This window comes from Leptospira soteropolitanensis, assembly GCF_026151655.1.
GTDB lineage: Bacteria > Spirochaetota > Leptospiria > Leptospirales > Leptospiraceae > Leptospira_A > Leptospira_A soteropolitanensis.
In genome coordinates this window covers 760544-773077 of record NZ_JAMQPN010000001.1, presented here as the reverse complement: position 1 = coordinate 773077, position 12534 = coordinate 760544, and the positions used below count along the sequence as shown (strand labels likewise).

Annotated in this window: 13 protein-coding genes; 9 read left to right on the top strand and 4 right to left on the bottom strand. The window is 35.2% G+C overall.

Translation table 11 applies throughout. The features are described 5' to 3' along the window. The first annotated feature begins 5 nt into the window (after nucleotides 1–5). From ND811_RS03760 to ND811_RS03740, 5 genes are all read left to right on the top strand, one after another. Nucleotides 6–608, top strand: coding sequence for a hypothetical protein (locus tag ND811_RS03760; protein WP_265350299.1), 603 nt, complete (start codon nucleotides 6–8; stop codon nucleotides 606–608). Between the two features lie 11 nt (nucleotides 609–619). Further along, nucleotides 620–994, top strand: a complete 375-nt coding sequence (locus ND811_RS03755; protein WP_265350300.1) for a hypothetical protein — start codon at nucleotides 620–622, stop codon at nucleotides 992–994. A 68-nt stretch (nucleotides 995–1062) separates the two neighbouring features. Beyond that, a complete protein-coding gene (locus ND811_RS03750) occupies nucleotides 1063–1407 on the top strand; it encodes a hypothetical protein (RefSeq protein ID WP_265350301.1) in 345 nt (114 codons plus the stop codon). Between the two features lie 413 nt (nucleotides 1408–1820). Next, complete coding sequence (locus ND811_RS03745; RefSeq protein ID WP_265365513.1) at nucleotides 1821–2306, top strand: hypothetical protein; 486 nt, start codon at nucleotides 1821–1823, stop codon at nucleotides 2304–2306. Nucleotides 2307–2308: 2 nt separating this feature from the next. Further along, nucleotides 2309–2665: a hypothetical protein gene (locus ND811_RS03740; protein WP_265350304.1), complete on the top strand. Its 357-nt coding sequence runs from the start codon at nucleotides 2309–2311 to the stop codon at nucleotides 2663–2665. Between the two features lie 569 nt (nucleotides 2666–3234). On the opposite strand, the gene ND811_RS03735 is transcribed toward ND811_RS03740, so the two are convergent. The 3 genes from ND811_RS03735 to loa22 all read right to left on the bottom strand — a co-directional run bounded on the left by ND811_RS03735 (nucleotide 3235) and on the right by loa22 (nucleotide 6202). Beyond that, nucleotides 3235–4440 carry an acyltransferase family protein gene (locus ND811_RS03735; RefSeq protein WP_265350305.1) on the bottom strand — a complete coding sequence of 402 codons (1206 nt, stop codon included), beginning with the start codon at nucleotides 4438–4440 and terminating at the stop codon, nucleotides 3235–3237. Between the two features lie 175 nt (nucleotides 4441–4615). After that, nucleotides 4616–5278, bottom strand: a complete 663-nt coding sequence (locus tag ND811_RS03730; protein WP_265350306.1) for an acyltransferase family protein — start codon at nucleotides 5276–5278, stop codon at nucleotides 4616–4618. 351 nt (nucleotides 5279–5629) lie between these two features. Beyond that, the gene (gene loa22, locus ND811_RS03725; protein ID WP_265350960.1) at nucleotides 5630–6202 is read right to left on the bottom strand and encodes an OmpA family outer membrane lipoprotein Loa22; all 573 of its coding nucleotides are present in this window, start codon (nucleotides 6200–6202) and stop codon (nucleotides 5630–5632) included. 56 nt (nucleotides 6203–6258) lie between these two features. Between loa22 and ND811_RS03720 the strand changes: the two genes are divergently transcribed. The 4 genes from ND811_RS03720 to ND811_RS03705 all read left to right on the top strand — a co-directional run bounded on the left by ND811_RS03720 (nucleotide 6259) and on the right by ND811_RS03705 (nucleotide 10106). After that, a complete protein-coding gene (locus ND811_RS03720) occupies nucleotides 6259–7197 on the top strand; it encodes an RluA family pseudouridine synthase (RefSeq protein WP_265350307.1) in 939 nt (312 codons plus the stop codon). 87 nt (nucleotides 7198–7284) lie between these two features. Beyond that, the gene (locus ND811_RS03715; RefSeq protein WP_265350308.1) at nucleotides 7285–8724 is read left to right on the top strand and encodes a hypothetical protein; all 1440 of its coding nucleotides are present in this window, start codon (nucleotides 7285–7287) and stop codon (nucleotides 8722–8724) included. 74 nt (nucleotides 8725–8798) lie between these two features. Next, nucleotides 8799–9515 (top strand): TerC family protein, encoded by a 717-nt coding sequence (locus ND811_RS03710; protein ID WP_265350961.1) that lies wholly within the window; start codon nucleotides 8799–8801, stop codon nucleotides 9513–9515. Between the two features lie 18 nt (nucleotides 9516–9533). Beyond that, nucleotides 9534–10106: a DUF1569 domain-containing protein gene (locus ND811_RS03705; protein ID WP_265350309.1), complete on the top strand. Its 573-nt coding sequence runs from the start codon at nucleotides 9534–9536 to the stop codon at nucleotides 10104–10106. On the opposite strand, the gene ND811_RS03700 is transcribed toward ND811_RS03705, so the two are convergent. Next, a complete protein-coding gene (locus ND811_RS03700; protein WP_265350310.1) occupies nucleotides 10098–12530 on the bottom strand; it encodes a hybrid sensor histidine kinase/response regulator in 2433 nt (810 codons plus the stop codon). The two genes, ND811_RS03705 and ND811_RS03700, sit on opposite strands and share 9 nt — an antisense overlap. Between the last annotated feature and the right edge of the window lie 4 nt (nucleotides 12531–12534).

The following is a 12534-nucleotide window of genomic DNA, read 5'->3' as shown; positions in this document are numbered from 1 at the left end:
TGAAAATGAAAAAACTATTAATGATTCTAACTGTAATTTTTGCAAACTGTAGTACTTTTGAATATTTTACTGTAGCATATTCCTCGGAGAACTTTCAAGATATTTATAGTTTATGGCCAGAACCATTGTTTCAATCGAAATGCAAGAAAATTATTGTTAGTTTTGATCCTGAAAGTACTTATTATGTTAATGTAACTGAATCTAATAAATACTTTGAAACATCTGTTTTTGTTGGTATAAAAAATGGATTAGAAAAAGCTTTTAATGATTTAAATAAAAGATGTCCTAATAAATCGGAAAATATTTTGAAAATTAAAGTTGAATTTGATAAAACATTAGAGCCTCGTTACTCGCTTCAAAACATTATAAACGAGACATTATTTGGACTTTCGCTTACACTTATTCCACTTTCAACTGATTACCGTTATACAGTTATTTTTGAAAATAATGGCCGGAAAAGGGTGTATCATTTAGGCACTTTTTATTCAATTTCTATTTTGAATTTATTTAAATTCAAAAGGCATACGCCAATGTTTGAGTCTACTTTTAGTGATCTTGGTTACTCATATTATGAAAATGAGTATTTATATGAAAGCCAAATTAGATAAAATCTTGGAAAATGGCATTTGCTGCTTATTTGATTACCAAAGACATTCAAAACAAAGAATTATATATAATCTCGGCATATTTAAATGGTAGAAATAAAGATAAGCGAAAGGAAGATAACGCGGAAAATAGGATAGATAGAATTCAAAGGGTATTGGATCAAACTGGAAGATTATTTACCATTAGTGAAAAGTTTAAATTTGGCATTACGTTTTCTGATTTAGGAATATCTAAATTTTTGAATTATTTCTTTTATTCATGGGGAGATGTCTATTTAGATATACTTGCATCGGCTGGTGGGGCTATATCTATAGGTTTTGTAATAGTTGGGCCTCTTTATCTTCTAAGCTATTATTTAGATAATGAACATTGGGGGTTTACGCCATGAAGTTTATGTCATTTTGTTTAACGATTCTTCTTTCACTTTGTGGGTGTCAGTCGAATATTCCGATAATTATGCTTGAACGTAAAGAGAAAAAAATTGAACCGAGAACAAGAATTCCTTTTAAAATTCAATTTAGCTTAGATGAAAAAGTCGAACTGGAATCAAAGGATATATTGCAAATTTTGGGAAGAGAATTACTTAGCAATTCTAGAGTTGATATTCAAGGTGTAATTTTTCCAGTAGAAAGTGTGTTTGACTATGATGAAATAGAAGACCTAACTATTCATAAAAATGCCGCATTTAAGAATGAAACACAAATTTATATTGTTCCAACACCTGGTTTGATTTATGTGCAGACCAATTCAGATCAGTATATTATAACGGGCTACCTGATAAAATATGAGAATAATAAATAAAGTCGAATTTGTCTTAATAATAATTTTGATGTCATCTTGTAATTCTTTTAAGACTAGCAGTGAAACGAGTGATAGTAAAAAATATAAGTATTCATTAGAGGAAAAAGTTACATATGACAAAGAGAAAAATATGTTCATAAAAAATCCTGATTTCTATGGAAAGGTTTTCTATTTTGGTAATTTTTTCATTCGTAAAAATTTTGGGATTTCCGAATTAAACACAAAAGTGAAATGTATGGAGTTTGATTCTGAAGATGTCTATATCGAAAAAAAATATAAGATCATTTATTCTTTATATCGAAGAGGAAATTCTTTGTGTTTGAAATACTCGGAATAATTGATCATATAATTAAATTGCATTCTTTTATACGATTATGATGAGAATAAAGTTACTTCGCGCATTATTTGGTTGTATGATTCTCATATTTCCTTTTTCTCTATTTTCTGCTGAAATAGAATTAGTCTCTGGCGATAAATTTTTGGGAAAGTTAGTTTCTGAGGATGAAAGGTCTTACCTTTTTCGTTTCCAAGACAAAGATTATAGAATACCGAAATCAGAATTAGAAAGATTTGATAAAGATAAAAATGGTTCTGATTTTAGCATTGGCTTGTCAAAAGTTAGATTGCGTAATCAGAGTATAATTGTTGGTTATCTAATAGAAGAAGATCAAGATCGTTTGATTTTACAAAGCCAATTAGGTTTCATAAACGTAGAAAAAAGTAAGATAGAAAAATCGGAACTAAATAGAGAAAAGAATTTCCCGCCGCCAAAAAAATATCTTGTCTCGTCCTTGGAATCTTTAAATACCTTTCTTGGGTTAGGGTATGGTATATATAGATCCCCCAACTTAGATATTACCCTGAACCAACTATATTTAAATTTGGAACCGCATATTTAAATTTGCAAGGCTATGGAAGAATTGGATTACAATTTGATGGTATATGGGGAGTGAATACCGATTACAAAATCAATATGATCAACGGAATTATTTACTATTATTCTCACTATCAATTTCAGCAATCTCCTCTTCTTGATTTCTATGGAAAAGTTGGGCTAGGTAGAAATTATGTAAATACCATAGCAGAAGATCGGAATCGATCGGGTTTAAATCCGCTCGTTATGTTTGAACTTGGTTGGCAAGGGTATAAATTAAATGATTTTCAATTACGCTTTGGTATAAATACTTTTTGTTCTTTCGAGCCTTCCTCAACTGTTTGTTTTTCCGGTCCTACGATTCAAGGAATGTTGAAGTTTTGAAATTTATATTTATCATCAATATATCTCTTTTATTTTTCATTAACTGCTACAACTCACCGCTGTCGGATACAGAGGCTGCCGTTAGCTTCGCTAAAAAAGATGCGCGTTTAGATAGGAATAAGGAGTCTTAAAGCCTAAATACTGTTCCACATATAGGCGAGGCTAGCTTGATATTCTGGCCAGGGTATTCATAGATCATAAAAGTAAAAAATCTGGTTTCTACTGCAGTTGCCGTTTGTGTATACCTTTCTCAAATATCAAAAGTATAAGTATTTCCCTCTTCCATATAACGGCTGTATATTCCTGATTCTAGAGTGAGAATTTTTCAGTGGCGGAACAATACTGGTTGAAATCTAAATTGTGAACCACAAAGAAAATCAGAAACGGGGCCATTTGATCATCGAAAATGCCTGCGATGCGAGGATCTGAGTTACGCAAATAGCCAAACAGACAGAAAGTGGAGGATAAAATAACAACTAACAATTACATTAGGTGATAACTCCTCGTTTGATCAACTCTTTGTTTACCTTTTGGCGAATGGCCAAAAGCCTTTTCATTTATTTATAATCTTAATGAATGGTACTTACGATTTTATTCATGCACGAATCTTTTGGGTGCATACCATCAAAAAACTCCTCAATATTGCAACCTGCAACAAATGGATCATAGGATCCTGTAATTTGAATATTGCGTTCCTTTGCAACTTTTCTAAAGATTTTCTCAATTTCTATAATAACTGATAATTCTTTTTTCATTCGTTCAAATAGTTTAGGATGATAGGGTGATAAAACAAGCACCACATTTCTTTTTAGGCTCTGTGCTTCAATAAACTTTATAAACTCATATTCTAGTGATTTAACTTTCTTAAAATGACTTTTTTTAGAGTAATTTTGTACATCATTGTATTTCAATAAACCCTCAAAACCTGCTTCAATTTCATCTTGTGACTTAGAAATATATAAAGTGTCATATACATGACTTCCATCGCTTCTTTTTTTAGGTTTAATTTCGGGGAGATCATTTGAAGGGATTTGCATCGAGAATGTAGTGATATCGTAAAACTTCTGAATTAAATTTTTAAATTCAGAAGCATTTGAATTTTTATCGGCTTGAACTTGTCCAAGAGAGCTAAAGTATGCTTTTTCTAAACTTTTATACCTGGCATCTATATTATCTAGCGCGCTAAACAACCACGGATCCACGCCAATAAAGATAATGCTAGGTTTTAATTTTTTATCTACAAGATAGGTCATTCCAATAATATCCCTGAAAGAACTCCCGCTAATCCCTAGATTCAATAATTTCCTTTGATCGGGACTTCTTATCTGCATAATCCGCGAAGAACCAATCACAACAATGTCGGGAGATGTTATTTGTGCATTAATTAGATGCTCCATAAAAACAGCCTCATTACGAATACTCGTAAAATAAACAGATGAATGCTTGGTTAATAAACTTGCCGTTTTCTCTTCCGCTTCATAATCTTTGAATACTTTCGAAAAACTATATCCGAAAAGAAGAAAAAATAAACTTAGAATGATACTGAACTTAAAAATGAATGACCTATTGAAGCGATTTCTATTTTTAAAGGGCATTTCAATAAATTTCCACGTGAGCCAGGCCAAGAGCAAAGTAAAAAATATTAAAACATATGTTAATTTTGTTCCAAGATCGTTCTGACCTATGTAATACCGGTTAAATGCAAATAAAGGTTGATGCCACAAATAGGCACTATAGCTAATTAGCCCTACGAAAACAATAGGCTTCCAACTCAATAACTTTCCAATATTCGTATCTGGACTAGCATACATAATGATCAACACTGTACCGAAGGTTGGGGCAAGTGCGACAAAACTTGGAACGGGGATTTCTTTCGAAAAAAGAAAAATTGATAATAAGATCAGTAAAAGGCCAAGAGCTTCAAGACATTGTTTATAAAATTTTTTGATATTAAAAACATAAGGAGGGAGAAAGGCGATAAATCCTCCCAGAGAAATCTCCCAGAATCGTGATGGCAGTAGGAAGAAGTTTTTTGATGGGTTTTTTACAGATAAAACCTGTGCATAAAAAAAACTTAATACCGAAAGACAAGCAAGCAGAATAAGAATTATACTTCGTTCGTTCGTTCGTTCGTTTCCTTACCTTTCTTATTATTAAGAACAAAATTGGAAAAACAACATAATACTGCTCTTCAACAGCTAGGCTCCAAGTATGAATTAATGGCTTTAACTCAGAGGCAGTTTCGAAATAATCTACATCTTTCCAGAAAAAAACATTGGAAGTAAATGTGGGAATTGCTTTCAAACTTTTAAAGAAACTGTCTAGATCTTTTGGTTCTAGAATTAACCAAGCAAAGGGGATACAGGTTAACATTATAAAAAATAATGAAGGTAAAATTCTTCGTATCCTTCGCTCATAAAAGTTAAAAATCGAAAAACTATTATTTTCTACTTCATTCAATATAATACTGGTTATTAAATATCCACTAATAACAAAAAAAACATCAACTCCTACAAAACCTCCCTTAAATAAACTAAAGCCTGCGTGAAAAAAAATTACTGATAAGACGGCAATAGCCCGAAGGCCATCAATTTCTGCACGATATTTTAACATAATCAGATACCTTAAATAGTTGAATTAAATTGATATCAAAAACAGAGAACTCTCAATTTAGATTTCAGAGAATATCTCCAACTAACAATATTCAAGATACAAATATCCTCATGGGAGATAAATCGTGCAACAGAAAGAATCCTGTTCAAAAAATTTTATTTTTAAATAGGATTGGAACGAAAAGCGCGGTCGGTATAGAAAAAATTGTGGATTCGCATAACAAGTCCGAGGCGTCCAAACTTTTAAACCAACCAATCTATATTGCTTGCAAAACCTCATCGGGTATAAAAAAACCCACCATAGGGTGGGTTTGATTTAGAGAGAAGTCTCTAGGTAAGAAAATTAAATTTCCTATTTAGAAACAACTTGGAAAGTCACACGGCGGTTGATTCCGTCTTTTTCATCAAAACCAGAAATTGGTTTAGAAGAACCAGCAGCTTTTGTAACGATTCTGTCAGCAGGAATTCCTTGTTTTACAAGAGCGTCTTTCACAGCATCAGAACGAATTTGTGAATAGTATCCGTTTCCTTTTTTAGCACCTTCTGCTTCTTCTGGACCGGAAGCGTCTGCGTGACCAGTCACTTCAAGAGCGTATCCTTCAGGAAGTTTTGCAAGAGCATCTTTGATGTAAGAAACATTGTCTTTTGCCCAAGTTTTGAAATCTTCAGCTTGGATGTCCGCTTGTTTGTAGCTAAAACCTCTGCGACGAACACCATCTGGATAACGGTAGTCTTTGAGTGCTACGTTGATTTCGTCCAAAAGAGCTGCATTGAGATCTCTGGAAGATACAGTGGATGTAGTTCCCGTAGTGGAAGAAGTTGTGTCTTTGGGAGTTTCTTTTTCTTCAGAAGACGAACAGTTCGTTAATGAAAGCGAAAGACCTGCGAGGAGGATGAGGCTTAAAAAAAATCCTTTTTTCATCAGTTGACCTACCTTAATGTTTCCATAGTTTAGTTCTTTTCATTAGATAACAACCGAAAATGCAAATATTTGTAACTGTTTCCGAAGATTATGACCAAAGTCGCCTAGATGTCTTTCTAAAAGACAATGCCGGAGACGATCTCAGCCGTTCTACTGTTCAAAAGTGGATTGATTCTGGATTTGTGACAAACAAAACCAAAGAGCAATTGGCCACTAAAAATGGATCTAAAGTGACGGTAGGTGAAGAATATGTCGTGGATGTGATCGCAAGACCTCCATCGCGACTAGAACCCATCCCGATGGACATTCCTGTTCTCTATGATGAGGATGAATTTATGGTTATCCATAAAAAACCAGGAATCGCTTGCCATAGCGGCCCAGGAGATGACCAACCTTCCTTAGTGAATGGACTGTTACACCAGTTCAAAAACCTATCGGCCACAGGTGGTGAACGTCGTCCAGGAATTGTGCACCGTTTGGACAAACCCACAGAAGGTGTCCTTATCATTGCCAAAACCGATCGTGCCCATGCAGCCCTTTCCAAAATGTTCCAAGATAGGCTTGTGGATAAAACTTACTACGCTTGGGTTTTGCAAGCACCCGTGGAATCCGAAGGAACTGTCAACTTACCCATTGGTCGCCATCCAGTAGAACGAGTAAAGATGTGTGTGCGTGAAGATGGACGAATGGCCATCACCCATTACAAAACGGAAAAAATTGTCCAAACACAAACCGGACGTAAATTTAGTTTGATGAAACTGGGATTAGAAACGGGTCGTACCCACCAAATTCGTGTTCATATGGCAAAAATCGGATGCCCTGTGGTAGGTGATACTTTGTATTCTCGCTCCGCAAAGGATTATACTCAGTATGGGCTCTTACTTTTTGCCAAACGATTGGAGTTTCCACATCCGTTCATTGCCGACAAACGAATCTTAGTGGAACTTGATTTTCCGGAGCGATTCAAAACTTTTGAAAGAAAATGTCCTAGTTACTAGTGTTGGTTGTATGGTCGAAGGTTGAATTTTTTAATCAAGTTTGACAGATGAAAAGAAATATGATTTCCGATTGCCAGTGATTTTTTGATGAAATTGCGAAATTTAAAACCAATCCTAATCTTACTTATTTTATTTAGCACCTTTCATCTGTTTTATGATGCCATTTACGAAAACCATTTAGGGGAAGGGACAGATAGCGATATTTTATACCCTTATCTCTTTGCTAGGGATTTTTGGACCAGTGGATGGGCAGGGGTTCGTGGATGGAACCTTCCTCCTTGTTCCTATTTATTTCCTGAGATTGTTCTTGCGATCGTCTTTTACCCTGTCTTAAAGTCCGTGTACTGGTTTCACTTTGCCTTTGGATTTTTATCCTTTGTGATGCCATTTTACCTAGCCAAGGCACTTGGAATTCCTAAGAAAAAATCCTATTTGTTTTCCTTGGGTTTTTTAGCTCTGGCAGGGACTTATCCAAACGATCTTGGACAATTTTATTTTCCAGCATTTCATGCGATGATCTTTTTTTTCGCAAGTTATACACTTTGGGAAATCAATCATTGGGAACAAACAAACCGAGTGCAGACGGTCCGTTTTTTGTTTGTGATTTCTCTCATTTGGATCTCCGAGTATTGGTTTTTTGTCCACATAACACCTTTCCTATTGGTGTATGCGGTGGTGAACTTACAAAAAAAATCAATCTTTCCCGTTGGGCTCGTGATTTTGGGATTTGGATTGGGAAAAGTTTGGCAATGGGGTTTACGCCATTTTGGGATCGGAATCGTCACTTCCAAAGACCTGCCCACGATGGATCGAATCCAATCGGCTGGAATTTGGATGTTTAAAGATATTGGGTCTTGGTTTTCTGGGCTAACAGAATCCGTCACCAAACACCCAGTATTTGCCGATTGGTTTTATTGGTATTTTGTTTTATTGGGAATTTATATTTTCACTTTATTTTTTCGTTTTGAAGGGAAAAAAAGTTTTTTAGAAATCGTATTTCTTTTATCTCCTTTCCTCTCTATTGTTGCTCTTTTTGTTTTTCAAATAGAACCTAACTTTCGTTATTTATTTTTTTTACCGTTTTGTCTTTTATTGATTCTCTTACGATGGTTCGATTTTTTTCATCTCCTTCGATCTATCTCCACCTTTGTTTTGTTTTTGGGAATTGTATTTTTTTACTATGAAAAATACCCAAATTTGATAAAGGACATTCAAACAGGTGAATTAAAACGAACCGAGAAGTTGGAATGTCTTTCCAAGTTTCACGAAGAAATTCCCGGAGCTGCCACCTATTGGCCGATCAAATACATTTACGCCTTCTCTAACAAATCATGGACCTTAGTTCCTTTTACAAAAGACGGAATCTACTATCCTTGGATCTCAAACAAATCTTGGGACAAAGGATTCGGGGAAAAACCGTTTGAAACATTTATTTGGGGTGTGACGGAATCGAAAGAAAATTTAATCCATTGGAAGGGGGTTCGTTTGGTGGGTGAATGTGCTGGTTGGTTTTTTTATGAACGTTAACACCAAGTTTGTGAATCTAATGATTTGGAATTAGATTGATTCCTTTTATATTTTTTAGACTTTAGGATGTTATGATAGAAATTCTTTCCGATCCCACGATTTGGCTTGCTCTTTTTACTTTAACCGCTTTGGAAATTGTCCTAGGCATTGATAACATTATCTTTATTTCCATCTTATCGTCGCGATTACCAAAAACCAAACAAAAGTCAGCAAGGCAAGTTGGTCTTATGTTGGCCATGTTAACTCGGATTCTTCTTTTGTTTTCCCTTTCCTTTATAATGAAACTCACATCACCCATTTTTACCATCCTAAACCATTCTATCAGTGGCCGTGATATCATTTTGATTTTAGGAGGACTCTTTCTCATTGCCAAGTCTACCACGGAAATCCACCACAAATTAGAAGGCGAACAAGGATTAGGCGGCGATACAGGTAAAAAAATCTCTTTTACTAAAGTCATCATTCAAATTATGATTTTAGATATTGTTTTCTCTTTAGATTCTGTTATCACAGCTGTCGGGATGACGGACCAATTAGGTGTGATGATTGCCGCAGTCATCTTATCTGTAGGATTTATGTTATTATCCAGCGGAAGTATTTCTGATTTCGTAGACAGCCATCCCACAATCAAAATTCTTGCACTTAGTTTTTTAATTTTAATAGGTGTTGCCTTACTTGGCGAAGGTTTGGAACTACACATTCCGAAAGGTTATATTTACTTTGCGATGTGTTTTTCTGTGATTGTGGAGTTCCTAAATATGAAACTCAGATCGAAACCAGAAAAAAAATAAATTTAAAGGAAGATTCTAATGAAACGAAAAGAGTTTATCAAACGCTCCGCTTTACTGTATACAGTTCTCCAACTTCCACTCCAAAGTGAATCCAAACCCGAAGAAGAAAAAGTTTCCTCGAAGAACACAAAAGAATCTCCTTGGTTAGATGCAGAAGATCTTTCCGATTTCCGTACATTACTTGTTAGTTTACAATCGGATCCAAAAGGAATTCAGTTAGCAGGCAATTGGAGCCCAGGAAAAGTCTTTGCCCACTGCGCCCAAAGTATTGAGTATTCTATGAATGGTTATCCAGAAATGAAATCAGCACTTTTCCGAGGTTCCGTAGGGAAAATTGCTTTTTCTGTTTTTGCATTTAAAAATAAAATGAATCACGGATTAGAGGAACCCATTCCTGGTGCAGAGGATATTTCTAATGCAACTGAACTGAAGATGGGAATCAAAAGACTCATCCAAGCCATTGATGATTTTTCCAAAACCAAAGAATCTTCCCTTAGACCTCATTTTGCCTATGGTGAACTCACAAAAGAAGAATATGACGTGGCACATAGCCTTCATATCAAAAATCACATGGAACGAGTGTTACTCTAAAATCGACTCTATTTGTTGGCAGAGATCTTCTGCCTTATACATTTTTGAAAAATAAGCAGATACGATGGTTTCTAATCCTTCCTCTTCCAAAAATTTATCACCACCAGAAAGAGGGGCATCGGAACTAATTAGAATGATCGGAATTTTTTGGTCTACATTACGACGTCCTTCCCACTCATGGATTAATGAAATTCCATTCATACCAGGCATGCGTAAATCAGTAATAATCAGCGATGGTGTAATCCTAGATAAATGTGACAAAGCCTCCTCTCCGTTTCCGGCTTCAATTACAATCCATTGATTTCTTCGCATAACCTCCGCTAGATCCGATCTAAAATTTCCCGAATCATCAACAAGAAGCACTGACTTAGTACTTTTTGATAATGAAATTTCAAAAGAAGAACCAACACCTAATACAGATTTGATTCTCAATTTTCCGAAATGGGCTTCTAAAATATTGTTACACAATTGCAAGCCAAGGCCCGTTCCCCGTTCCCCCGCAGTTCCTGGCAAACTTTTGATTGTTTCTTCACTGGTGAGTCTGTGAATTTGTTCTTCACTCATACCCAAACCCCTGTCCCGAATTTCAACGGAAAGCCATTTTCCCTTATAAGCAAGCCCTACCCATACTTCTGAATTCAAATAAGAATATTTGATAGAATTGGTAAGAATATTTTTAAATACCTCTCCAATCAATGTACGATCGGCAATGATTTCTGCTTGGATAGGAGTTTCTTTTTGGATGCGAATGCCTTTGAGTGTGGCAAGTGGTTCTACAGATTCAATAATTTCGTTCAGTAACTCATTTACACAAAATCGAGATTGAATGAGTTTAGTTCCGAAAGCATCAAATCGACTTACATCGAGTAGCTGCTCTAACATTCGTAAGGACTGTGTTACCCCAGTTTTACAAATTTCTAAAAATTTCTTTTTTTCTTCCGCAGTGGTTTCACTAAAACTAAAATCAATGACATCCAAAATTTGATTCACACTATTTAGCGGCGAACGTAAGTCATGTGAAATAAGAGAGACAAAATTAGCTTTCCAGCGGTTTGCCTTCTCCAACTCCATTGTACGAGCTTTTACTTTTTTTTCTAGGGCTTCCTTTCTTTTGTATAATTCTTTTGATAAGGATTCGGACCGTTTATACACACGAACTAAACCAAATGTAACACCTAATGTTTGCGGAAAAATAAATAAATATAAAGAAACTAGACCCAAAGGTCTATATCCAAAAGTGGGATTGGCAATCAAAAGTATATCGATAAAACCGCCAATGGTTGCCAATAACAAACTGAAAAAATACAATCTGCTTTCCTTTCGATGAAAGTATAAGGCAAGTGACACAGATAGAAGTCCTAAAAATACAAAAGCACCGGAAAGGATTTCAAAACGGAAAGATATTTCTGCAAGATGAGAAATTGGTGTGAAAATAGCTACAATCAGAAAAATCAGTGCATAAATTTTTAAGAAAACTAACATACGTTTGAAAAAACGCATTTGAGGCATATTCAGAACAATATAACCTCCAAAGTATAAAACCAAAACAAATCCGATGCGAGAAAATCGAAACAAAGGAATACAATAATCATCAGAAAGAAGGTTAAATAAAATTCGAGTCTCCATTAAAGTGGAAGAAAGAATTAATATTCCTAAATATACAAAAGACATTCGAAGTGCATTTCTTTCAGAGCGATTGATAAAGTACACTAACGCATGATAAATGGCCAAAAAAACCATAAAGATCATAATGATCCAAGAAACTGTAAAATTAACATTCCATATTCGGATGATATTTTGCAGTTTTCCTAAACGAATAAGACCATGAATGCCCGCATACTTATGCGAAAAATTTGAGATATGGATAACCAAATCTACTTTCTTTGAAACTCCAATCAGAGGAATGATTTTGGAATGAAACGAGGGACGGTGGAAATCTGCGGTGCTCGCAATGGTTCCATTTTCTGCAACCAACTCGCCGTTGACAAAAATTTTATAAGCACTATGTAAAGCAGGAATAGACAGTGCAAACGGTTCGGTATTAGAAGTAAATTCCGGCAGAATAACCGTTAGGCGGTAAGTTCCAAATCCAAAACTTGGATAAACCTCTCCATCCTCATTTTCCTGAGAAAACCAAGGAACCCCCACTTTTAAGTAGGATTTTTGTTCTGGAGCAGTCCCTTTTGGATCTAAAAATTCATTCCAATAAAATTCCCATTTTCCAGCAAGATTTATCGTTTCCCCTGAAAAATCAACAGTTTGGACATCCATCACACCATCTTTTGCAAGTAAGGTTGGGTAAGCATCAAACCGGCAAGAGGCGGTCCCAAAGAACAAAAGACCCAAAATTAAGGGATATCTACAAAAAATAAGTAAGTCTGAAAAATATTTTTGGATGGATGAGAAGAATGCGCTGAGAATCATAAGG